Origin of the sequence: Paenactinomyces guangxiensis (assembly GCF_016055185.1) — a bacterium.
GTDB lineage: Bacteria > Bacillota > Bacilli > Thermoactinomycetales > Thermoactinomycetaceae > Paenactinomyces > Paenactinomyces guangxiensis.
In genome coordinates, this window is the sequence record NZ_JAECVR010000007.1 from 120,535 (window position 1) to 145,229 (window position 24,695).

Here is a 24,695-nt window from a genome sequence, read left to right on the forward strand (position 1 = left end):
GTTCCCTCCTTTGACAATCAATAACTATCTAGGAATAATATGAGTCGAAACGGCTTACATTATTCTTCCGTTTTCATCCACTTGCTGTTACGTATACCAGCCGCCATTCACATGTAACACTTGCCCGGTGATGTAGGAAGATTCCGGCAAGCAGAGGTATCTTACCAGTGAGGCCACTTCCTCTGCCTTTCCAAGACGTCCCGCAGGAATCTCTTCAGCCAGTTCTTGTTGTTGGCTACCGGTCAACTGTGAATGTAACATAGGTGTAAGAATGGCTCCGGGAGCAACCGCATTTACCGTGATTCCCGAGGGGGCCAACTCTTTCGCCAATGCTTTTGCCATGCTGTTTTGCGCTCCTTTTGCTGCAGAATAGAGAACTTCCCCGGCACCTCCCGTCTCCCCCCAGATCGAGGAAATTAAAATGATACGGCCGGCTTTCCTGCGAAGATAAGAGGGCAAAACGGCTTTAATGAGATAAAATGCTCCCCGGACATGAACATCCATCATTTCATCAAAGTCTTTATCTTTGTAGTCCTGGAATAATGCAAACTGCGATGTTCCCGCTGCATGAATAAGCAAATCGGGCTCTCCCAATTCCTCACAGATTTCGTTATAGCCTTTTATGACAGAGGGTTTCGACCGAACGTCCACATGAATCGATTGTGCTTTTACACCCAAGGCCCGGCATTTGAACATAACCTGTTCAGCCTTTTCCTTTGACCTGCGGTAACCGACTGCCACATTGGCCCCTGTCCTTGCCAGGCTTTCCGCAATGGCTGCTCCTATTCCTCCGCTGGCTCCGGTAATCCATGCAACCTGTCCGGACAAAGAACTCATTAAAATCCCCCCGCAAAAAAGCGTGCCCCATACCCGGGACACGCAAATTTCATTTAGTTTTGCTCTTGAAGCGGTCGAACGAGAGAAACAGCAAAACGATCCCAGTTTAAATGTTCTTTCATCCTCTGGTTCACTTCTTCGAGCGTCAATGATTCCAGCAATGGAATGATACGAAACAAATCGGTATCATTAAAACGGTAACTGGTAAATTGGTTGGCAATCCACTCTGGTGAATTCAAAAATCGGAGGGAAGAGCCAACCTTTTTCTTGCGAATCCGCTCAAATGCCTCTTCGGAAATGCCTCTCTCCACCAGCGGCGGAATCTCTGACTGGATACGTTCAAGCAAACGGTTGGGATCAGGTGTATCTCCCCCCATCATCGAAAAACCATATCCCTTTTCCAGAGTGTAATCATAGCCAAAGTTATCATCAACCAGACCATCATCATAAAGAGATTGGTACAGTTCGGAACTGGGGCCCACCAGTGCTTCCAATACAATTGAGGTCGTCAGCTCCTGTTTTAGCAGCGACTCCCCTGTATGGCCAATGGCTGCCTTCCCCTCTTTAAAACCAAATAAACATTTGGAGATTCCCACACTGAGCTGTACTTCTTTCTTTTTTTCAGCCACTTTATCCGGTTCTTCTTCAAAAAACCGCTTAATTTCCGGCTGTTGTTTAAATGATTTTCTAGCCTGGTTTTCTTTAATCAGATTGATCATCGCATCTGGTTCGACAGGTCCCACCAGGAACAAAAGCATATTATTGGGATGATAAAAGGTTTCATAACAAGTGTACAGGGTTTCCTTTGTGATTTTGGATATAGACTCTACCGTTCCGGCAATATCGATTTTGACCGGATGTTTCTGATACATTGCTTCGATTAAACCAAAATATGAGCGCCAATCGGGATTATCGTCATACATGCGAATTTCCTGTCCGATAATCCCCTTCTCTTTCTCCACATTTTGATCCGTGAAATAAGGACTTTGTACAAAGTTAAGCAATGTAGATAAATTTTGTTCCACATGGTCTGTGCACGAAAAAAGGTAAGCAGTCCGTGTAAATGAAGTAAAGGCATTGGCGGATGCCCCTTGACGTGCAAATTCCTGGAAAACATCTTCACCTGTTTCCTGTTCAAACATTTTGTGTTCCAGAAAGTGGGCGATGCCATCAGGAACATTGATTTTATCTTGTCCCGGAACTTGAAAGGTATTGTCGATTGAGCCGTATTTCGTCGTGAATGTAGCATAAGTTTTACTAAATTCCGGCTTAGGAAGAATATATACCTCCAATCCATTGGACAATTTTTCATGGTAAAGGGTTTCTTGGATCTGTGGATGCTCAATTTTATGCATCTTGATTCCCCCCTTGATCCCGCAGAAAGTAAATGGTGTCCAGTTGTACTTTTTCTGCGACTTTTTGAATATCTTCTTTGCCGACTTGGTTGATTTGTTCAAGCAACTGATCAAGCCGGCGCTCCGTACCGCTTAAAACGGAGTGATAATGAAAGTTTACCAAGTCAAACGGGCGGTCCTGCTGTTCCCTGAACTGATTGGAAAGAGTTGCTTTTGTCTGCTCCAGCTCCTTATCACTGATTTCCCCATTTCTCATTGCTTCAAGCTGTTGTTTAATAATGTCGACTGCCTGGTCATAGTTGCCGATCTCAATCCCTGACTGAATGGTTAAAAGTCCTTTATGGCTTTCGAGCCGGGAGGAAGCATAGTAAGCCAGGCTCGCTTTTTCCCTGACATTCATAAACAATTTGGAATGCGGAAATCCCCCGAGTATACCGTTATACATGAGTAAGGCGGGATAATCCGGATCCTGAAAAGAAATCTGCGTCCGGCAACCCATGTTTAATTTACCTTGTTTGACGTTCAAACGGTCAATAACCACCTTCACCTCTTGAACAGAGCGGGTCACCGGTGCGACCGGGATATTTTTGCGATTTCCTGCTGATTCTGTACGAAAGTGTTTGGTTAAAAGAGCAACAACTTCCTCTACGGAAACATTACCCACACAGTAAAAATCGATAGGGGCGGTTTCCATCACTTCCTGGTAGTATGTATATAAGTTTTTGGGATCTATCGCAGGAATATCTTCAAGACGCCCGTGGTTAAACAGGGCAAACGGCTCACCCTCACACATTGCTTCAACCATTCGTTGCGCCGCATAACGGATTTTATCATCCTGTAAGCTTTCAATTTTTTGTTTCAGGTTTTTCTTCTCAGCTTCTAAAAAAGAGGCTTTAAATCCCCCGTTTTCACTAACAGGCTGGCTTAATACCTGGCTGAAGAAAGAGAGCCCCTCATCTAACAGAGATTTTCTTTCCTTCAGATATTGTTCGTTAGCGATCTCCATGCCGAATTGCATAATATGGCGTTCCCCGCGTTTATAAACATCTCCAAACAGAGTTGCCCCGTACATCTTGTCCAGTTGGCGTTTTAGATCAATCGTCGAAGGATATGAAGTGGTGCCACGTTGTAATACACTGGGTAATAATGCGTTTTTCGTGACCCGGTCCCGGGCCAGCTCCTGTTGAATTAATACAGAAAGAGTAGTTGTCTTAAATTTTTTACTTGAATAAACGTGGACGCGCACGTTGCCGATGGAAACTGTTTCAAATTGTGTATCTGCCACGCTGACACTCTCCTTTATATTGTGCCGGTATACTTACCATTATAGATCAATTTACACAGCTTGGAAACGAAATCCACTTTCTTCGTACAGTCAGGGATAAAGATAAAAGTTCGTTGTTCCAATGCTTATTTTCCCTTATGACACTGAACTGAGGGAGATAAGCAATTTTTAAACCGGCTCTAACAACTTCTATATGATCATGCTGTTCATTTTAAAACTGATTCATTCGATTTAGCTTGAAGGCACTTTGATTTCACCATCGATGATTTTTTTCTTAAACTCTTCCACTTTCCGAAGTACTTCCGCTCTAACGTGCTTCTTCGTCTGATCTGAGATCCCTACTCCATTTTCTTTTAAGCCGTACTTTATTTCCTTGCCGGGTTGGTGCTTATTTTCTTTAATTGACTTCGTCACCTTGTAAACGGCGATATCAACCCGTTTAATCATTGAGCTGAGGGTGTGATCCGGTGCAAGTCTGGATTGATCCATATCAACCCCGATCGCCCAGTACTTTCCTTTTTCTCTTGTTTTCACTTCATCAAACAATCCTTTTCCAGTCCCGCCCGATGCGTGAAAAATGATGTCCACTCCCCGATTGTACAATGAACTGGCTAAAGACCGTCCTTTTGTTGAATCTGTAAAGCTTTCCGCATAGGCGACTTCCACTTTAGCTTTTGGATTGGATGCATGAACACCAGCGGTATATCCGACTTCAAATTTTTTTATCAATGGAGAGCTGATTCCGCCCATAAATCCGACTTTATTTGTTTTCGTTGATAATCCGGCAATCACTCCCATCAAAAAGGCACCCTCTTCTTCCTTAAATGTCACTGCAGTTACATTATTGGGGATATTCCCTCCTAAATCGGTGTCGACAATCCCAAATTGCACATCTTTAAATTGATTCGCCACTTGACGAACCGCCTTATCCAGCTTAAAGCCGACCGCCCAGGTAATATCGCGCCTTTCCCGGGCAAAGCGGCTCAAATTCGGGATATAATCTTCATCACGCCTTGACTCTAACGCCTTTATGTCTGCATCCAGGTCTCTTTTGGCTCTTTTAATTCCTTCCCAGGCTGTTTGGTTGAAAGATTCATCATTCAACCCCCCGGTATCAGTAACCATCGCAACTTTAAACCGATTTCCCTTATTTCCTTCGGTTTGTTTCTGGCCCGCTTGTCTCTGCGGAGGAGCACAGCCAATGGCCACAATGAACAGAATACAGAGGATTAGTGCCACCCATCCTTTTCCTCTCATAAGATCCCTCTTTCAATCCTTAACATTTTCTGTGCTTTAGTATGACCCAAAACCATAAAAAAAACCTTAGCCCAGGAGAGCTAAGGTCTAAGAGGGAAGCGTTTAACGGCTTCCTTTTTCATATGGTTTCCCAACTGCTGCCGGTGCTTCGGCACGGCCTACAAATCCTGCCAGCGCCAGGATCGTTAAAACATAAGGCATCATATTGAGCACTTCACTGGGTACATATTTGGTCAAGTTGATCAGTTGTCCCGTAAGGGCCAGGGCAACCGAGAAGCCGAAAAAGGTAGCCGCACCCAGTACGCCAAATGGTCTCCACTTCCCGAAAATAAGAGCGGCAAGAGCAATAAATCCCTGTCCGGCTACTGTTGTCTGGTTAAACTCACTTCCAATGGAAATGGAGAGTCCAGCCCCGCCAATGGCTGCCAAAGCCCCACTGATGACAACCGCCACATAACGCATGGCAATCACGCTGACACCGGCTGTTTCCGCTGCCTGGGGATGTTCCCCAACGGCCCTTAATCTCATTCCGAACGGTGTCCGATAAAGAATGATATAGCTGACAATCACCAGTAAAATCGCAATATAAGTGGTTGGAAAAGTGTTAAACAGGGACGGTCCGATGACCGGTATTTTACTGAGGCCCGGAATCATTATCTTTTCCAATTTATCCGGAACGACCGGAGTTTGTCCCGCACCATCATACAGCCTTTTAACCAGATAAACAGATAACCCTAAGGCTAAAAAGTTGATGGCTACACCACTTACCACTTGATCTGCTTTAAAGGTGATGGAAGCAATCGCATGAGGAAGGGCCAAAATCATTCCGGCAACAATCGCGGCCCCCAGGCCGATCCAGGCATTTCCGGTGGTTATCGTTACAGCCGCTGCCGTAAATGCCCCAATCGTCATCAAACCTTCAAGACCGATATTGACAACCCCGGAACGTTCCGAAAATAATCCTCCCAATGCCGCCAGAATCAACGGTGTCGAATAGAGAACCGTTGTCATCATAATATTAGTCAAGGTGTCTAGCACGATGTTTGTCCCTCCTTCTCTTGGAAAACAGATTAACAAGAGGTCCCGATATATTCGCTGCTACAAACAAAATAATCGCAGCAAACACAACGCGAATCACTTCAAAGGGAACTCCTGCCTCAAACTGCATATTTCCACCGCCGTAGGTCAATACCCCAAACAGGATCGATGCTAAAATCACCCCGATCGGAGTGTTGGCGCCGAGGAGGGCAACAGCAATCCCATCAAAGCCAATTCCGGTGAACGTAGCTTGAATAGACTGGTAGCCGGAAGTTCCAAGCAGTTCAGCCGCTCCCGCGATCCCGGCAAATGAACCGCTGATCATCATTGAGAGAAGAATGTTTCGTTTGACACTCATCCCCGCGTATTCTGAGGCTAATGGATTATAACCAACCGCCCGGAGCTCATAACCTAATTTCGTTTTCCAGAGTAAATAATACATGATAAAAGCAGCAACCAGCGCTATAAAAATGCCAACATGAACCCGTGCCCCCCCGAAAAGTTGGGACAAAAAGTCCATCTGAATTGAGGCGGATTCGGGGATTTCAGGCGTTGAATCCGTACCTTGAGCCAACCATCTGCGAATGAGTACATTGGACAGGTTGAGAGCGATAAAGTTCATCATAATTGAAACGATCACTTCATGAACTCCCCGTATTGCTTTTAATAGTCCCGGTACAGCGGCCCACAGGGCACCTGCCAGGCCCCCTCCAATGATGGCCACAACCGCGTGCAATACGGGAGGCAGTCCTAATTTTAATCCAATAATGACGGCCACTAACTGTCCAACAATGACTTGACCCTCAACTCCAATATTAAACAGACCCGTTCTAAAGGCGAGAGCAACCGCTAAACCAATCAAGATGAGGGGCGTAATTGTCCGAATCGTTTCCCCGAGATCATAAGGCTGCAACAAAGCGCTGGCAAACAGGGCATTGTAGGCAAGAATCGGGTCATATCCCGCCATAATCATCATGATTGCCCCAACCAGAATCCCCAGCAGAATGGAGATGATTGAAGTAATAAAGGTAGAGTTTTTAAGTACACGAGATAAAATGGTCTGCATCTACTGATTCACCCCCTCTTGGATTGAACGTCCGGCCATTAAAAGCCCCAGTTCTTCTTCCGATACCGTATGCGGGTCGACCCATCCGACAATCCTTCCTCCGTTGATGACAGCCACCCGGTCACTCACTTTCATAATCTCATCCAACTCCAGGGAAACCAGTAAAACAGCTTTTCCGCGATCCCGCTGTTCGATCAGCCGCCGATGAATAAATTCAATGGCTCCCACATCAAGGCCGCGGGTCGGTTGGGCCGCAATCAACAAATCAGGGTCCCGGTCCACCTCGCGGGCAATAATGGCTTTTTGTTGATTTCCGCCGGACAGTGCGCGGATCGGTGTATGCTCATCAGGAGTCCGGACATCAAATTCATCGATCAACCGCTTCGTATATTTATCTACTTCCGAAAAGTGAATGGTCCAACCTTTTGAGAAAGGGGATTGATAATAGGTCTGTAACACCATGTTTTCACTCACGGTAAAATCTAAGATGAGTCCCCGCTTATGCCGGTCTTCAGGAATATGGCCTAAACCGGCTTCTGTCACCTTGCGCGGTTTGAAATGAGTGATATCACGATCTCTCAGTTGAATTGATCCTGATTTTACCGGACGCAACCCTGTAATCGCTTCAATCAGTTCAGTCTGTCCATTACCGTCCACCCCGGCCAGGCCTACAATTTCACCGGCTTTGACTTCTAAATCAAGAGAGTCAACAGCCCGTATGCCGCGGCTTCCTTCGACCACCAGATCTTTTACTTGTAAAATTGTTTCTTTGGGGTTCGCTTCTTTTTTCTCTACGGTAAAAGACACTTCGCGCCCTACCATTAAAGCCGCCAGTTCCTTTTCATCCGTTTCGGAAACATCCAGAGTTTTAATTACTTTGCCACGGCGGATCACAGTTACTCTGTCACACGCACTCATAATTTCTTTTAGCTTATGGGTGATGAAAATAATTGTTTTTCCTTCCTTAACCAAATTCCGCATAATCTCAATCAATTCTTCAATCTCTTGTGGTGTCAGTACTGCGGTTGGCTCATCAAAAATGAGCGTATCCGCCCCGCGATAGAGCGTTTTTAATATTTCCACACGTTGTTGCATCCCAACCGAGATTTCAGAAATATTGGCCTGGGGATCAACTTGAAGTCCGTAGCGATCAGATAATTCCTTAATCACACGTTCCGCTGTTTTATAATCAATAAAACCCTTTTGGCTTCGTTCATCTCCCAAAATAATATTTTCTGTGACAGAAAACGGTTGCACGAGCATAAAATGCTGATGGACCATGCCAATCCCTAATTTGTTGGCCATGGTCGGGCCTGTAATCGTTACCGGCTTTTCATTGATAAGGATCTGTCCTTCATCCGGTTGATACAGCCCAAACAAAATATTCATCAAAGTGGATTTTCCCGCTCCGTTTTCACCAAGCAGGGCATGAATTTCCCCTTTTTTTACTGCCAAACTAATATTGTCATTGGCTACAGTTCCGGGAAATCTCTTTGTAATCCCTTTCATTTCAACAACGTTCATGGCTCTCCCCCTTTTAATTGGTTTTCAAAGCCAGCCCTGTAAATATTGTAAAACCCCGTAAAATTTATCTTTCCCGCCTCTTTCATCATTAAGCAGATAAAAGGAAAAGGGCATTTCCAAACAAGATCAAAAAAGAAGGCGCGAAGCCGGGTCTATAGCGCAACAAAGGCTAGCGACAATGCTAGCCTTTGTTGCCTTTCATTACTTCGCTAAAAATTGTTTGAGCTCGTCTTCGTTTTTTGGGACCTTAATTTCTCCGTTGATGATTTTTTGTTTAAACTCATCCACTTTTTTCAGTACATCAGGAGATACATGTTTGCCGGAATTTTCAGCAATGTCCACACCGCCTTCTTTCAGTCCGAGCACAACTTCCTTCCCTGATTTCAGTTTACCTTCTTTTAACTCTTTTGTTATATCAAATACTGCGACATCGACGCGTTTAATCAACGAGCTGAGAGTATGGTCAGGGGCAAGTGATGATTGGTCCATATCTACACCAATCGCCCAATATTTCCCTTTTTCTCTCGTTTTTACTTCATCAAACAAGCCTTTGCCCACCCCGCCGGAGGCGTGGAAAATCACATCAATGCCACTATTGTACATGTTTTGTGCCAGAGAACGGCCTTTGGTTGCATCGGTGAAACTTTCCGCATAAGCAACCTGAACGGTGACATTGGGGTTTGCGGCATGAACGCCGGCCCGAAAGCCTGATTCAAACTTTTTGATCAGGGGTGAACTGATACCGCCAATAAAGCCAACCTTATTGGTTTTGGTGGTCAGTCCGGCAATAACCCCCATCAGGAAGGAACCCTCTTCCTCTTTAAAAGTAACAGCGGTTACATTTTCAGGAATTTTTCCGCCCAGATTGGTGTCAACAATCCCGAATTGAGCATCCGGGAATCGTTTTGCCACATCCGGAATTGATTTTTCGAATTTGAAACCAACTGCCCAGGTGATATCTCGTCCTTCACGGGCAAATTTCGTCAAGTTGGGTACGTAATCTTCGTCCCGTTTCGATTCCAGCGCTTTGATGTCAGCATCCAGTTCTGATTTTGTGCGTTTAATACCTTCCCAGGCTGTTTGGTTGAAGGATTCGTCATTTAAGCCCCCGGTATCGGTGACCATTCCGACTTTAAATCCGCCTTCTCCTTTTCCTGTACCTTGTTGTTGACCATTACAACCCACTGCCAAAATGAACACTGCACTCAAAATCAGTGCTATCCATGATTTTTTGGCCATGGATCTCCCCCCTTGATGATAAGTATTTTGGGCTTGGGTCTCCAGGATGTCAAACAGGACAAACCTATGTATCGACCAAAAGTAAGAACCGGGAACCAAAGATAGAAGAACGAAGCCGAACGATGGTTTACTCACTTTTCATCCAACAAACTTTCTAGTAGTTTGAAATAATTTCATTTACCCAGTTCTTAAATCTACCCCTTCATTGTTATACCATTTGTTTTTCTATTTGGCTACTCTTTTATTTTCTTCAAACTGTTCGGGGGTGATCAAAACTTCTCTTGGTTTGCTTCCTTCATAAGGGCCGACAATTCCATTACTCTCCATCAGGTCAATCAGACGGGCGGCACGCGTGTACCCCACCCGTAAACGACGTTGAATAAGAGATACAGAGGCAGTCTTTGCTTCTAAAACCAACTGTACCGCTTGCGGATAAAGCTCATCATGGATATCTTCCATCGAAGGGCTCTCGCCGGCAGAGGGAATCATTTCTTCGTTGTACTCCGGCTCCTGTTGTGTCTTAACAAACTTAACAACCGCCTCAACCTCTTCATCCGACAAGAAAGCACCCTGAATTCGAACCGGCTTGGAAGCCCCCACCGGAAGGTACAGCATATCACCACGGCCTAAAAGTTTATCTGCTCCCCCCATATCAAGGATGGTTCGGGAGTCTGCTTGTGAAGATACAGCAAAGGCGATCCGGGAAGGAATATTTGCTTTAATCACTCCGGTGATCACGTCTACAGAAGGGCGCTGTGTGGCAATGATCAAGTGAATACCTGCCGCACGGGCCATTTGCGCCAACCTGCAAATTGCATCCTCTACATCTGAAGGTGCAACCATCATCAGATCAGCCAGCTCATCTACAATAACCACAATATAAGGGAGAGGGAGTAAGCTTCCCTCTTTTTGTTCAGCAACAATTTGGTTGTAGCGTTCAATATCCCTGGCACCGTTTTTGGCGAACAGTTCATACCGTTTTTCCATCTCTGCAACCACTTTTTTGAGTGCTACTGCTGCCTTACGCGGTTCAGTAACCACAGGGGCCAGCAAATGGGGAATCCCGTTGTAAATATTCAGTTCCACCATTTTGGGATCAATCATCATCAACTTAACTTCATCCGGTCTCGCTTTATAAAGAAGGCTGCTGATAATTCCGTTAATGCAAACACTTTTTCCTGAGCCGGTCGCCCCGGCAACCAATAAGTGAGGCATTTTAGCCAGATTGGCTACAATGGGTTCCCCTGAGATATCTTTACCGAGAGCAATGCTCAATTTCGATGTCTCTTGTTGATACTGGGTGCTTTCCAGAACATCCCGCAATCCGACCATAGCGATTTCTGCATTGGGCACCTCAATGCCTACGGCTGATTTTCCGGGAATCGGCGCTTCAATGCGGATATCTTTCGCTGCAAGGGCCAGGGCGATATCATCCGCAAGATTCACGATCCGGCTCACTTTGACTCCGATCTCCGGCTGAATCTCATATCTTGTCACAGTGGGACCGCGGTGAATCGCTGTTACTTTTGCCTGAACCCCAAAACTGGATAAGGTCCTGACCAACGTATCAGCGTTTTCTTCAATATCTTCTTTTTCATTATGACTTCGCTTTTTAGGCTTATGTAAGAGTGATAAGGAAGGCAACCGGTAATTGGACATACGGGTGTTCGTCTGGAAACGGACCGCCATAGACTCGTCCTCTTTTCCCGAAGAAACCATCGCTGCTTGAGGCTGTTGTTTTTGCTCCAGATGCAAAGTAAGTTGTTTGTTTTTCTTTTTACCTGCCGCCTGATCAGCTTGATGGCTTGCATTGTCCTCAAAATCATAAATAACCGGCTTTTCCTGAACACCGATCGGGTCAAGGCTGACATTGGGAAAGGGGTTCTTTTTCTTTTTGCCATGCTGTTTCCGTTTTTTCTGTTTTTGCTGATAGTTACGCTGTAAAAACAGAGCGAGACCTTCCTTGAACTTCTTCTTCTCTTTTTTTAACCGGGACTGCATCGATTTAAAAAATTTCACATAAGAGAACCCCGTAACCAGAAGAAAGCCGGATAACACCAGTGCTCCCAAGACAATCATAGTCCCTGTATCGTCAAATAAAAAGTGTAACAGGGCATAAATGATGGCTCCCACCATTCCGCTGCCTACATCGGTTGGCAAACGGGACTCCCTCTCCTGTAACAGCAAATTCCAGGTTGTATCTAAGATACTGCCATGATTCCCCTGGTCTTCAAGAGCTTGAAATGTCAAAAAATGATTAAAGGAGAGCAAGGCCAAAAGCATGATCAAACACCCTGTTAAGCGCGGCGACCAATGTTTTGGCCAGTCCCGTTTTACCATGATATATATGGCAAGACCTATTCCCAGCAGGGGAATAATAAAGTCCCAGGTTCCAACGATAAATCGCGACAAGTATGTTAAATTCCTGCCAATGGCACCATAACTGGCCATGGTGATTAAAGACAGAGATAAAATAACGATCCCATAGATTTCAAATAATATTTCTTGCTTGATCTGCTGTTGGCGAGTTGGATTCTTTTTCTTTTTATTAGGCATATAAACCACCTTTTCTACCCATCCAGTCCATACCCATTATAGCATGGAAATGCTCACCGGCAGAAAAATCATCTAAATTTTTGGAAATAGTTGTAGTTTGTTTCCAGGCTGAAACCTTGAATCTAAATAATGCATCGGATCGGGACTTAACAGTCTCACAATCGTTGCTTCAGAAGAACCATCCAATTGGATTAACATCTGAATTCCATCGATTACCACTTCTTTTAATGGCAGAGCTTTCTGATTCGAATCGTAAAAAATCAGCTCTTCCGGCAGTACAGTGTAGTGGATCATTGCAATATTTCTCCCTTTTTCAATTTGATTTTCTGATTTAACTCAACAAGGGCATCTGAAATCCCTCCCACCCGGTCAATCAGTCCGTACTCCACCGCATCCTGGCCAATGACATTGGTCCCGATATCCCTCGCCAGCTCACCTGTCCTGAACATTAACTCACGAAATTTTTCATCTGTAATATTGGAATGCTGGGCTACAAACCGAATCACACGATCTTGCATTTTTTCCAGGTACTCAAATGTTTGCGGAACCCCGATCACCAACCCTGTCAAACGAACCGGATGGATCGTCATCGTTGCCGTCTCAGCGATAAAGGAGGTGTCTGCTGCGACAGCAATGGGTACACCAATACTATGGCCTCCCCCCAGAACGATGGATACCGTAGGTTTGCTCATCGTGGCGATCATCTCAGCAATCGCCAGGCCGGCTTCTACATCCCCGCCCACTGTGTTGAGGATAATCACAACACCTTCAATTTTGGGGTTTTGCTCAGCAGCTACAATCTGAGGAATCACATGTTCGTATTTGGTTGTTTTATTTTGGGGCGGCATAACCAGGTGTCCTTCTATTTGACCAATCACATTTAGACAAAAAACGTTTGATTCTAACTGCGGGACATTGGCTGCTCCCAATTGCTGAATGGCGCTGATGGCATTTTTCTTTTTCGCTAACTCTTCCTCCATCGGTTGTTGAGACGGTTGCTGGGGAGGTTGCTGGGGAGGCTGCTGCGGCTGTGTTGCCTGTGGTGGCTGCGGTTGGGGTTGTTGAACATTGGAATGATCGTTAAACATGGCTATAGTCCCTTCCTTTTTCATCAATTTCTCCATTAGTATGTACGAAACCCGGGCCGGTTATAGACACTGGCTGTTATACCCTGGCCCCGACTTTTGAGCAGTACAAAACAATTCCCAACGATTTGGAACTTATGTTTGATTTTTGCTACCCCTTTACCAGCCACCGTTCATTTCGTTCCACCAGATAACTGATTACGGCAGTTGTGTCCCGGTCTGATCCCTCTTGCTTCTGCAATAGAGGGAGCGATGTTATATCTTGCTGGTAAGCCTTTTCTCTCCAAAAACTAAAGATCTGGTAACGGCAAGCGGGTTGATTTACTTTTGCCACCATAGCGCCCAACATACCTGTGCTTTGCTCCAATGCCGGATTCCAAACGGTTTGCTGGGTTTCCAAAAAGGGTTGTTCCCGTTCTGGATCAACGATCACGTCTGCCGCTTGAAGCCATTTTCCTGTCAGTGCTTGAACGACCCCGCCGCTTTCACTAGAAATTTCTATGGTGTGTTGTGCCAAAGTGACAGAAATCGACTGGTATGTATGTTGTTGTTGGTTGGCCCGAAAAATCGTGTCATGATCGAAGGACATAAACCGATCATAAGTGTTCTGATCTTGCCACAAAGAGATAATGCAAGCCTCTGACGGCCGGTAAATATTCCATCCGCCCCACTGTCCATAAAACCCGTCAGCATCCTTTAATATTTTCCAGGCTTCCTGAGCTTGGGAAAAAGCCTCCCTCTTTTCTCCAGGCACTTGACAGACAATCCATTTAATCAGCATATTTTGTCTCCCTCTCTTATTGAGTTTTATAGTTTAGTTGAACTGTTATATCCATATGAAACGGGAATATAGCAAAGAGAAAATCAAACCTTTCTTCAAAAAATCTCATCCCTTTTATGACTAAAAATCTCCATTTGGTTTCCATAAATAAATTTAATACGATCTGTATGAACATTTTATGTTCTAAAAGCTGTACAAAAAAGATTAAGAGTCTCATCCCTTGATTGATAAGGAATGAGACTCTTAAATAGTTGATCCGATTATACTTCCATAATAATCGGCAAGATCATCGGGCGACGGCGTGTACGTTCAAACAGGAACTTGCCGAGGGAATCACGAATGCTTGTTTTTAGCGATGCCCATTCGCTCACTTGATCTTTCATACATTTTTCCATGGTTAGGCCGACGACTTGGTTGGCTTCCTCTAACAATTTTTCTGATTCACGAACGTAGACGAAGCCTCGTGAAATAATGTCCGGGCCGGATAAAATGGCACCATTTGCTTTACTTAGGGTGACTACAACAACAAGAATTCCATCTTGTGAAAGGAGTTTGCGGTCTCTTAAAACAATATTTCCAACGTCTCCAACACCTAAACCGTCAATGAGTACTTTACCTGTAGGGACCTTTGGTCCATAGCGCGCTTTACCGCCCATAAATTCAACGGTATCTCCATTGTCACAGATAAAGATATTCTCGGGTCGAACACCTACAGATTCGGCAAGTTGGGCATGGGCACGCAACATGCGATATTCACCATGAATCGGAATAAAATACTTAGGTTTTATGAGATTGAGCATCAATTTGAGGTCTTCTTCTGCACCGTGACCGGATACATGGACATGAGCAATGTTGCTGTATACCACATCGGCACCAATACGGAACAGCTGGTCAACTGTACGACCGATCAATTTCTCATTTCCGGGGATCGGAGTTGCCGCGATAATAACCGTATCACCTGGCAAAATCTCCACTTTGCGATGGGAAGCATTGGCCATTCGTGTCAGGGCAGACATTGATTCTCCCTGGCTGCCCGTTGAAATCACCGCTACTTTGTGGGCAGGTAAACGATTAATATCATCCGGATCGATCAACATGTCAGACGGAATGTTTAAATATCCCAGCTCAGACGCTATATTTACCACATTCACCATACTGCGTCCAACCACCGCTAATTTTCGGCCGTACATGTGGCAGGCGTCCACCACCTGTTGAATGCGATGAATATTGGAAGCGAATGTGGCCACAATGATCCGTTGTTTAGCTTTACGAAATACCTCTTTCAAACTTTCGCCGACGGTCCGTTCAGACCCGGTAAATCCGGGACGTTCGGCATTCGTGCTATCAGATAGCAGGCATAATACCCCTTTTTTTCCGATTTCCGCCATTTTGTGGATGTCTGCCGTCTGTTCGTTAACGGGAGTCATATCAAATTTAAAATCTCCTGTATGAACAACAGCTCCCTCCGGCGTTTCAATACAAACGCCGACGGAATCAGGGATACTATGGTTTGTTTGGAAGAAGGTTGCCTTCAAGGATCCCAATGTGACTTCCGAGTGATTATTGATAATAATCCGTTTGGTGTCGTTTAAAATATGAGCCTCGCGCAATTTATGCTCCACTAATCCCATCGTTAATTTGGTCGCATAGATGGGTACATTCAATTGTCGCAGAATATACGGAAGCCCTCCGATATGATCCTCATGTCCGTGTGTTAAAATAATTCCCCGTACTTTATCTTGATTCTCAATCAAATATGTGATATCAGGAATGACGATGTCGATTCCCAGCATGTCTTCCTCTGGAAACATCAGACCCGAATCAATGACAACAATGTCATTCCCGTATTGAATCACATACATGTTTTTTCCGATTTCATCCAACCCACCGAGAGCAAAAATAGTTAATTTGCCTCGCTGGTTTTTCGTCAATAAAGGTACCTCCTGTATTTAGTTGTTGTTCACCCTAAACCGCACAAATCTCACTTAACCCCATTATATACGATTAAAAAATGGGTATGCAACTAAATATTTTGTCTTTCTGTCGAATATCCGGATGCCAAGGAATCCTATTCCTTTACAAAAAAGGGAAGCCCCCTTTCAGCAAGGAAAGAGGGCTTGTTGCAAAAATCACAATATCTTTTGCATCCAGTCATTTGTGAAGGCTTTTGCTTCTTCATCCATCTCGACAAGCGGCAGGCGTACATAAGGCTCACACCAGCCTTTTTGTGCCATCACATATTTCAGGGGGACAGGGTTTGAGGTGATAAACAACCCCTCGAAGACAGGCAGAAGTTTTTTGTGCAGTGCAATGGCTTTTTGAATTTCTCCTGAGAAAAATGCATTTATCATCTCTTTCATTTCATTGCCCACAAGATGGCTGGCCACGCTGACAACTCCCGCTCCACCAACAGCGAGAATCGGCAGTGTTAATTTATCGTCCCCGCTGTAGACTGCAATATCATCAGCTACACCGGCAATCAATTGGGAGATTTGCCCCAGGTCGCCGCTCGCTTCTTTAATGGCAACGATATTGTCAACCTCAGTAAGGTGAACCATGGTTTCGACACTCATGTTTACACTGGTTCGGGACGGAACATTGTAAAGCATAATCGGCAGCCGGGTCGATTCGGCAATTGCTTTAAAATGCTGAATCAGCCCTTCCTGGGAAGGTTTGTTATAGTAAGGGGAGACAAGCATAATACCGTCTACACCCGTTTCCTCCGCTTCTTTCGTAAGCTGGATACTCTGGTCTGTGTTATTGCTGCCTGTACCGGCTATAATTTTTGCGCGCCCCGCTGCTTTTTTGAGGGTGAATTGAAACAGTTGCAGTTTTTCTTCATGGGTTAAGTTGGGGGATTCCGCCGTCGTACCTGATACGACAATCGCATCGCTTCCTGTGGCGATGAGGCGTTCGATGCATTCTTCCAGACGGGTCCAATCAATATTGTTTTCACGAGTAAACGGAGTAAACATGGCTGTTATTAAACGCCCGAATAACACAAGAATTTCCTCCATTCCATCACGAATAGTTTAACCTGTGCAAGCTAAATTTGTGATGCAACGCACGTACCGCTTTGACCATATCGCTGCCTCTGACCAGCACCCAGATTGTTGTATGCGAGTCCGCAGATTGCAAGATTTGAATATCTTCTTCGGTCAATGCTTCCACTATTTTGGCCATTACACCGGGAACACCGGCAATTCCGGCTCCAACGGTAGAAACTTTTGCACAGTTTCTGTTAAGCTCAGGCTCCAAATCAAGGCGGCGCAATATTTCCTCGGCTCGGTCCGCTAAATCATCATATACAGTGTAAGCAATCCCACTGGGATTTACACTGATAAAATCCACACTGATATCATTTTCCGCCATTGCTTTAAACACTTTTAATTGAATATCATATTGTCCCTGTTTAGCAGGTACTCTGACTTGAGTCACATTCGGCATCTGAGTGATTCCCGTAATCAGGCCGTCTCTCATTTCACCAATTAAGCGGTCCGCTTCACTCATTGTTGTAACAAGCGTTCCCGGATGATCAGACATCGTAGAACGAACACGAATCGGAACATTTGTTTGCATAGCGATTTCCACTGCCCGTGGATGGATTACTTTCGCCCCTTGAAAAGCAAGATTACACATTTCGGTATAGGTGACTTTTTCCAAAGGAGCGGCATCTTCCACGATTCTCGGATCAGCTGTCATAATCCCTTCTACATCTGTAAAAATATCTACACATTCAGCATGAAGAGCTACCCCGAGCGCAGTCGCAGTTGTATCACTCCCACCACGTCCCAGGGTGGTAATCTCCCCATCGACAGTTTGCCCTTGAAAACCGGCAACAATAACTACTTTCCTCTTTTCCAGTTGTCTTAAAATGCGTTTTGAATTAATTGTCACAATATGAGCATTGGTATGATGATTATTGGTAATAATTCCTGCTTGACCGCCGGTCAGCACACAGTTTTCAATTTCATGCCGGTATAATAGACTGGACAGGGTCGTCGCAGAAATAATTTCACCACAACTCATCAATAAATCCTGTTCACGAGGAGATATCTGATTCCCATACTGTTTAACCAAACTTAGCAAGGTATCAGTGGCGTAGGGATCCCCGCTCCTCCCCATGGCCGATACAACCACCACCAGATGGTATCCCTCAGCCAGCCCCCGTTTGATATGGTAAAGCACCCTCTCCCTGAGCTCTGGTGATGCGACTGAAGTTCCGCCAAATTTTTGTACTAAGATTCTCATGAATATCCCTTCTCTATTTCTCTTCTGATATAAGTGCCTCGGCGATCTGGATCGCGTTTGTCGCCGCCCCTTTCAACAGATTATCTGAAACCACCCACAGGTTTAAGGCTCGGGGATGAGTGAAATCACGGCGGATACGACCCACGAAGACCTCAGGACGGTCAGCAGCATCAACAGGCATCGGATATACCTGTTCTTCAATAGCGTCTTCCACGATAACTCCGGGAGCATTGTTGAGAAGTTGCCGAACTTCATCTAAATCAAATTCCGATTTTAACTCCACATAGACTGATTCACTATGTCCACGCATGACGGGAACACGGACACAGGTGGCTGTTACGCCAATACTGGAATCATTGAAGATTTTTTTGGTCTCCCTAACCATTTTCATTTCCTCTAAAGTAAACCCATTTTCCTGGGCAACATCGATTTGAGGAATAACATTGAAAGCCATCTGATAATGTTTGCTCAATTTGCCGACCGGCAAAATATTTGCGGAGATCTCTTCCCCGTTGAGTAATGCCTTACTTTGCTGCTGCAGTTCATCAATCGCCTGCCAACCGGCGCCGGATACAGATTGATAAGTGGAAACGATGACACGCTCAATCCCGTAACGATCATAAAGAGGCTTTAAAGCCACAACCATTTGTATGGTTGAACAGTTTGGATTTGCGATGATTCCTTTATGTTGACGGATCGCCTCTCTGTTTACTTCCGGCACCACCAACGGAACATCCGGATTCATTCGGTAAGCATTGGTATTATCAATGACTACAGCTCCACGGGCAACCGCTTCCGGAGCTAACTTTTCACTAACACTTCCCCCTGCACTAAAAAGGGCAATATCCACTCCGTCGAATGCTGTGGGGACAGCTTCCTGAATGACCACTTCTTCTCCGTGGAAAATTACTTTTTGACCTGCCGACCGGGCGGAAGCGAGAGGTCGAAGCTCTTTGACCGGAAATTCTCGTTTGGCTAAATACCTCATCATCTGTTGACCGACCGCACCGGTAGCACCAACGACAGCAACTGTATAACCCTGACTTGACATCTGATAATCCCCCTCTAAAATATGCAAAAAATAGCAAAGCAGCCCCTCAAAAAGAATAAATTATGTAGGGGCTATACCACATTTTACATAATGAAAAGCTCTTTTTCTGTGAAAGATTGTCCGTTCCGTGCAACAGGATCCGGCATAGAAGTTCCTATCGTTTTATACTCTAAAAACTTCTATGCCGTCCTTATGCTTTCAGAGCGGTTCCAATCAGACAAACATTCATCACCGGGCTGTATTCCCCATTCATAAATGTTTTCTGTAAAAGGATTGCCTAATCAGTTGAAAACGCCTTTCTCTATTCTATTTAGATTACTATTGGAAGACTATATTTTCAATAGAGAGGTTTCTTTCCAGACTACATCCACTACCTATTATGAAGGGGAATAGCGGTATTTTTCAACTATCAATGGTTGTAATTGTTTCCCTTCAATGGCGGAGAGACAGGCAGCGGGGATCAGCTCCATTCGTGCCACCATTGATTTTGGCTTCTTCTCAGGGGCATCTTGACCAAAAGGCACAAAATAAATATCCTTGGCAGCAAGGAGCTTAGCTAGGTTTGCGGCATTAAGCCCCAGAGCATCATTGGTTGAGATGGCCAGTACAACAGGTCGATGGTTGCGCATTTGAGCTTTGGCCGCCATAAGGATCGGGCCGTCTGTGAGGGCATTTGCCAGGCGGGCTATTGTATTTCCCGTACAAGGAGCAATAACAAGGCAATCAAGCATTTTGGAGGGCCCTAAAGGTTCTGTTTCGGGAATGGTCATCAGTGGTGTTTCTCCTGTGATCTCCTTAATTTTTCTCTTCCAATCCTCCGCAGTGCCAAAACGGCTGTCTACCATTGCAACAGTATGGGAGATGATCGGTATCACACGCGCTCCCAACTCTGCCAGCCTCTTCATCTGTGGCAATACTTCATCATGGGTACAATGGGAGCCCGTCATCCCGAAGCCGATTGTCAGCCCATTAAAATTCAACGGAAACTTCCCTCCCTTTGGATTGCATGCGTCATTAATTGAGTGATGGTCCGGCCCAAAATTCTGCCAGCTGTTTTTGGAGCCACAATCCCCGGCAGACTTGGGGCCAAAATCGCTTTAATCCCCCTCTTCTGGGCAAAAGCATAGTCAATCCCACCCGGTTTGGAGGCTAAATCGATAATAACCACATCATATGGCATTTGCGCGAGGATCGGGGCTGTTACAACAAGGGCAGGGATTGTGTTAAAAATGACATCGGCGTCCTGGACCTGTTCTGATAACTCTGCGAGATCAAAAGATTCGACCCCCATCTCAAACGCCCTGGCGATATAATTGGAGCCACGTACGCCTACCCGCACCTTTGCTCCGATAGCATGAAGGGTACGCGCCAAAGACATTCCTACCCTTCCCAATCCTAATACGACACAGACAGAACCATGGAGGGTGATGTCAGTGTTTTGAATCGCCATCATCAAGGCCCCTTCTACGGTAGGGATCGAATTGTAGATGGCCACATCGTCCCGGTCTAACAGCTCAATGATTCTTATTTCATGAGCCTTGCATAAGTTTTGCAAATATGATTTAGCCATCCCTGCAAATATAATACAATGTTTGGGCAGTGACTGAATGTGTTCCTCGGTCAAAACCAATTTTTTGGATGTAAATACACTGGCCACCTGTCCGTACTCATCCGTTCCGATAATCGGCAGGACAAGGATATCTGCTGTCTGTAGAACTTCCTGGTTCAACTCTTTCTGCGCCGCACCGCTAAAAGGACTTTGTAAGTTATCATATCCGATCAGGCTGACTTTGGCATTCATCTGAATGCAACTTTTAATCACTTCCAGTTGTCGGGCATCTCCACCGAGGAAGACTACATGCTTGCCTGTCAGCATTTGCTTATGACCCCTTTCCCCGGAAGAATTACCGGTATACAAGATACGTACACTCTGTTAACCGTTCCTTGTTTGCATCATATGAAAGGGGTCGATATTCGGTTACCTTTGGAAATGCTCTCATTAATCTTGATCAGAACCATGTTTAAATGCTGTATTCACAATAATCATCTCTGGTCCCACTTTTTTAATCATTTTCCATGATAATTCCACCTTATGCGTATTTTTTTTAAACCAAGAAGCACTTACAGGAATGAGGATCGATTCAATTTTTCCTGTATGGGGATGAAAAGTCAGATCTGCACGAGAAAAATTCCCCAGCTTTTCACCATTTACTAAATCAACGCATTCCTTTTCGGAAAACTCGCTCCACCGCACTATTTTCCACCTCTTTTCATCACGTTGCTATGAATGTATCTGAAATGAGGTCAAGTTATGACAAAAAAATCGCCCTCAACGGAAGGCGATGGAATCATCTCTTTTGCTTATTTGCAATTATTGACGAAACTTTTCTTTCTCCTTCTGAATCTCCAGGATGAGGGCATCCAGCCTCCTGGATAACGGCAATACCCGGGAATCAGCGAGTCGAGAAGGTTCCCCATCGACTGATTGATAAAGCTTGGTTCTGAGTCGTTCCAACTCTTCTTCCAACCGTCTGATCCGAAGCATTTCAACCATGGAAACCCACCTCTTCCTATTTACCCGTATGTCCGAAACCACCTGAACCACGTGAAGTCTCATCCAGCTGCTCCACCACTTGTAACTGAACGTTGGGTACCTGCATAAATACTAACTGGGCAATACGATGTCCGCGTTCAACTGTGAAGGTTTCCTCTCCCAGGTTAAGGAGGATGATGCCAATTTCTCCACGATAATCAGCATCAATCGTACCCGGGCTGTTCAACACGGAAATACCATGCTTAAATGCGAGGCCACTTCGCGGGCGGACCTGGGCCTCCAGTCCATGAGGCATGGAAATGGCAATGCCAGTAGGAATCATCTTCCATTTTCCCGGCTGAATGTGTACAGATTCGGATACTGCAGCATGAAGATCAAATCCACTGGAACCGGAAGACATTTTAACAGGAAGAGGTATATCTTCGTTTCCTGGCAATTGAATAATTTGGATATTAAGCAAGATTATTCCTCCCAAAAGTTGACGGTACTTTTCCTTCCGGGGAAATGATAGCTAAAGACATCGGTGACGAAAAGATCTCCCGGGCTAATATATTCACTTCATCAAGTGTAATTTCTTCTACACTTTCTATGATCTCATCCAGGGTCAGATGCCTTCCCAGCAATAGTTCGTTACGTCCTAAACGGCTCATGCGATTGTTGGTGCTTTCCAACCCGAGCATCAGGCTGCCCTTTAATTGTTCTTTGGCTTTATTCAACTCAAACGGGGTCAGGCCATGTCGGATTACCTGCTCTAAGATGTTCTGAATGCACTCAAGCACTTCATTTTCTTGTCCGTGTGCCGTCCCGGCGTAAATCGCCAGCATTCCCGTTTCCCGATGGGCGGAATGATAGGAAAAAACAGAGTATGCAAGTCCGCGTTCTTCCCTGATCTCCTGAAACAACCGGGAACTCATATTGCCACCCAATACATTATTTAATAAAACCAAAGTATATATGCGCGGGTCACCGATGGACAAACCCGGCAGTCCCAGACAAAGATGAGTTTGTTCTGTTGCCTTTTGCTTTAACTTGATCATCGGTGTAAATGTGGGTGATTCTTCTTTTACAGGGACAAACTCACCTTGATGACGGTAAAACGCTGATTCGATCTGGTCTAAGTAATCATCAGGCAAATTCCCTGCGATCGCGATCACTACATTATGCGGGTTATAATAACGCTCCTTATAGCGAAGCAAGTCCTCCCTGTTAAAACTCCTCACATTTTCCACACTGCCGAGCACCGGGTATGCCAGGGAATGAGCTCCCAGGGAAGCTTCGGACAACAAATCATGGACTAAATCATCCGGGGTATCCTCCACCATCCGAATTTCCTCGATAATCACCTTTTTTTCTTTTTCAATCTCCTCTTCGGCAAATATAGATTCAAAGAACATATCTGCCAGAATTTCGAGGGAAAGAGGAAAATGCTGATCCAGTATTTTCGCATAATAACAGGTGATTTCTTTGGAGGTAAAGGCATTAACATGGCCGCCAATTTCGTCAAACGCCTCTGCAAGCTGGCGGGCAGTGCGGGTTTTGGTTCCTTTAAACATCATATGTTCAATAAAATGGGAGATTCCATTATCGCGTAGGGTCTCATTTTCTGAACCTGTTCCGATCCAGATGCCAAGCGCGACTGATCGTACATAGGGAATTTGTTCAGCAACGATACGGATTCCATTTGGTAAAGAATGTTTAACAATCACAAAATAGCCTCCTTATCAACGATCAAACGGCCTGTCAGAGCAATATCCCTACTATATCAAATCTGCTTGGCTCACTCAATCGTGTCCAATCGTTTGGAAGAGAGGACATCGCCTACTGTTCCTAATTTTATTCCTTTTCTCTTGACCGTACGAATGATTTGAGGCAACGCTTTCACAGTCCGGTCTGTCGGATGTGTCAGGATTAAATGGCCAGGACCAATATTTTTCTCAATTCTGCTCACCATCATTTCCGGAGTTGATGATTTTCTCCAATCAACTGTATCGACGGTCCACAAGACCGTTTTCATTCTTTGCTCCTGAGCCGCTTCCAATACCTGACGACTAAAGTCTCCTGCCGGGGGAGCAAACCAACGGCTTTGAACATGAAGTGTATCTTGAATCAGTTTTTGTGTACGAGTAATTTCTCTGATGATGCGCTCGCGGGAAATTTGACTCATCAAAGGATGTGAATAAGCGTGGTTGCCAATTTCATGGCCTGCCCGCAAAATTTTCTTTGCTTCCTCGGGATGTTTGGACAGCCACGAACCGTCGAGAAAAAAAGTAGCCTTCACTTTTTCTTTGGCTAAAATATCCAGCATGGCCGGGAGATATTCTGTTCCCCAGGCAACGTTGACCATGATGGCAGCAGCCTTCTTTTGCTCATTGCCTCGGTAGATCGGTTGGGCTCCCAGATCATCCAATGATTTTTGCGGGGGAATCTCCCTGTAAACCCAGGCAATTTCATTTTTATTTTTTTGCTTTATCGTTTTCTCTACCGTCGCCTCCACATCTACTTTGCGGCCATTGAGTCCCGGAATCGCTTTCCATACCCGGTCAATCCTTGCATCAATCGGTTTTATGTATCGTTTTGCAGCTTCTTTTTTCACTTTTTCACGAATCAAACTGGCCTCGTCTGTTTGAAAAAAAGCGGGTACGGAGTTGTGTTCTTTTACGGATGTAACGTAAGAAGCAACTGGTGGAGATTGCACAAGAAAGACAACAAATACGGCGGACAAAACGAGTCCGGCCACTCTCACAGGTAAAGTCAAGGCTTAACCACCTCCTGTTTGTAACTTATGCGCATGGACAACTCCCTATTCTCTTCCGGTT

At 45.1% G+C, this 24,695-nt stretch carries 23 protein-coding genes; all 23 read right to left on the reverse strand.

From position 1 onward, the window contains the following. Positions 1 to 87: 87 nt before the first annotated feature. Complete coding sequence (gene ymfI / locus I8U27_RS08915) at positions 88 to 837, reverse strand: elongation factor P 5-aminopentanone reductase (protein WP_181751646.1); 750 nt, start codon at positions 835 to 837, stop codon at positions 88 to 90. 53 nt (positions 838 to 890) lie between these two features. After that, complete coding sequence (gene yfmH / locus I8U27_RS08920; protein ID WP_181751645.1) at positions 891 to 2,192, reverse strand: EF-P 5-aminopentanol modification-associated protein YfmH; 1,302 nt, start codon at positions 2,190 to 2,192, stop codon at positions 891 to 893. Further along, positions 2,185 to 3,477 carry an EF-P 5-aminopentanol modification-associated protein YfmF gene (gene yfmF / locus I8U27_RS21125; RefSeq protein ID WP_181751644.1) on the reverse strand — a complete coding sequence of 431 codons (1,293 nt, stop codon included), beginning with the start codon at positions 3,475 to 3,477 and terminating at the stop codon, positions 2,185 to 2,187. The genes yfmH and yfmF overlap by 8 nt, the downstream gene beginning before the upstream one ends. Before the next feature lie 231 nt (positions 3,478 to 3,708). Continuing rightward, on the reverse strand, positions 3,709 to 4,734 hold the full coding sequence (locus I8U27_RS08930; protein WP_181751643.1) for a BMP family lipoprotein: 1,026 nt from the start codon (positions 4,732 to 4,734) through the stop codon (positions 3,709 to 3,711). 102 nt (positions 4,735 to 4,836) lie between these two features. After that, positions 4,837 to 5,748: an ABC transporter permease gene (locus I8U27_RS08935; RefSeq protein WP_181751754.1), complete on the reverse strand. Its 912-nt coding sequence runs from the start codon at positions 5,746 to 5,748 to the stop codon at positions 4,837 to 4,839. A 4-nt stretch (positions 5,749 to 5,752) separates the two neighbouring features. After that, the gene (locus I8U27_RS08940; RefSeq protein WP_181751642.1) at positions 5,753 to 6,838 is read right to left on the reverse strand and encodes an ABC transporter permease; all 1,086 of its coding nucleotides are present in this window, start codon (positions 6,836 to 6,838) and stop codon (positions 5,753 to 5,755) included. Beyond that, positions 6,839 to 8,362, reverse strand: a complete 1,524-nt coding sequence (locus I8U27_RS08945) for an ABC transporter ATP-binding protein (RefSeq protein WP_181751641.1) — start codon at positions 8,360 to 8,362, stop codon at positions 6,839 to 6,841. It abuts the gene before it with no gap. Positions 8,363 to 8,563: 201 nt separating this feature from the next. Next, positions 8,564 to 9,601 (reverse strand): BMP family lipoprotein, encoded by a 1,038-nt coding sequence (locus tag I8U27_RS08950; protein ID WP_181751640.1) that lies wholly within the window; start codon positions 9,599 to 9,601, stop codon positions 8,564 to 8,566. 225 nt (positions 9,602 to 9,826) lie between these two features. Next, positions 9,827 to 12,157 (reverse strand): FtsK/SpoIIIE family DNA translocase, encoded by a 2,331-nt coding sequence (locus tag I8U27_RS08955; RefSeq protein WP_181751639.1) that lies wholly within the window; start codon positions 12,155 to 12,157, stop codon positions 9,827 to 9,829. 72 nt (positions 12,158 to 12,229) lie between these two features. Next, on the reverse strand, positions 12,230 to 12,451 hold the full coding sequence (locus tag I8U27_RS08960; protein WP_181751638.1) for a YlzJ-like family protein: 222 nt from the start codon (positions 12,449 to 12,451) through the stop codon (positions 12,230 to 12,232). Further along, entirely contained in the window at positions 12,448 to 13,269 is an 822-nt protein-coding gene (locus I8U27_RS08965) for a ClpP family protease (protein WP_374057922.1), read from the reverse strand. The genes I8U27_RS08960 and I8U27_RS08965 overlap by 4 nt, the downstream gene beginning before the upstream one ends. A gap of 124 nt (positions 13,270 to 13,393) precedes the next feature. Next, a complete protein-coding gene (locus I8U27_RS08970) occupies positions 13,394 to 14,023 on the reverse strand; it encodes a YdbC family protein (protein ID WP_181751637.1) in 630 nt (209 codons plus the stop codon). A 260-nt stretch (positions 14,024 to 14,283) separates the two neighbouring features. After that, positions 14,284 to 15,954, reverse strand: coding sequence for a ribonuclease J (locus tag I8U27_RS08975; protein ID WP_181751636.1), 1,671 nt, complete (start codon positions 15,952 to 15,954; stop codon positions 14,284 to 14,286). Between the two features lie 198 nt (positions 15,955 to 16,152). Next, the gene (gene dapA, locus I8U27_RS08980; RefSeq protein WP_181751635.1) at positions 16,153 to 17,040 is read right to left on the reverse strand and encodes a 4-hydroxy-tetrahydrodipicolinate synthase; all 888 of its coding nucleotides are present in this window, start codon (positions 17,038 to 17,040) and stop codon (positions 16,153 to 16,155) included. A 4-nt stretch (positions 17,041 to 17,044) separates the two neighbouring features. Beyond that, positions 17,045 to 18,274: an aspartate kinase gene (gene dapG, locus I8U27_RS08985; RefSeq protein ID WP_181751634.1), complete on the reverse strand. Its 1,230-nt coding sequence runs from the start codon at positions 18,272 to 18,274 to the stop codon at positions 17,045 to 17,047. Between the two features lie 13 nt (positions 18,275 to 18,287). Beyond that, on the reverse strand, positions 18,288 to 19,325 hold the full coding sequence (locus I8U27_RS08990) for an aspartate-semialdehyde dehydrogenase (RefSeq protein WP_181751633.1): 1,038 nt from the start codon (positions 19,323 to 19,325) through the stop codon (positions 18,288 to 18,290). Between the two features lie 377 nt (positions 19,326 to 19,702). Continuing rightward, a complete protein-coding gene (locus tag I8U27_RS08995) occupies positions 19,703 to 20,305 on the reverse strand; it encodes a dipicolinate synthase subunit B (protein ID WP_181751632.1) in 603 nt (200 codons plus the stop codon). Continuing rightward, on the reverse strand, positions 20,302 to 21,201 hold the full coding sequence (gene dpsA, locus I8U27_RS09000; RefSeq protein ID WP_181751631.1) for a dipicolinate synthase subunit DpsA: 900 nt from the start codon (positions 21,199 to 21,201) through the stop codon (positions 20,302 to 20,304). The genes I8U27_RS08995 and dpsA overlap by 4 nt, the downstream gene beginning before the upstream one ends. A 123-nt stretch (positions 21,202 to 21,324) precedes the next feature. Continuing rightward, positions 21,325 to 21,579 (reverse strand): YlmC/YmxH family sporulation protein, encoded by a 255-nt coding sequence (locus tag I8U27_RS09005; RefSeq protein ID WP_181751630.1) that lies wholly within the window; start codon positions 21,577 to 21,579, stop codon positions 21,325 to 21,327. Positions 21,580 to 21,696: 117 nt separating this feature from the next. Then, on the reverse strand, positions 21,697 to 21,879 hold the full coding sequence (locus I8U27_RS09010) for a Spo0E family sporulation regulatory protein-aspartic acid phosphatase (protein WP_181751629.1): 183 nt from the start codon (positions 21,877 to 21,879) through the stop codon (positions 21,697 to 21,699). 16 nt (positions 21,880 to 21,895) lie between these two features. Next, a complete protein-coding gene (dut, locus tag I8U27_RS09015; protein ID WP_181751752.1) occupies positions 21,896 to 22,342 on the reverse strand; it encodes a dUTP diphosphatase in 447 nt (148 codons plus the stop codon). Then, complete coding sequence (locus I8U27_RS09020; protein ID WP_181751628.1) at positions 22,332 to 23,585, reverse strand: M16 family metallopeptidase; 1,254 nt, start codon at positions 23,583 to 23,585, stop codon at positions 22,332 to 22,334. The genes dut and I8U27_RS09020 overlap by 11 nt, the downstream gene beginning before the upstream one ends. Before the next feature lie 71 nt (positions 23,586 to 23,656). Continuing rightward, positions 23,657 to 24,634, reverse strand: coding sequence for a polysaccharide deacetylase family protein (locus I8U27_RS09025; protein WP_181751627.1), 978 nt, complete (start codon positions 24,632 to 24,634; stop codon positions 23,657 to 23,659). Positions 24,635 to 24,695 lie beyond the last annotated feature (61 nt).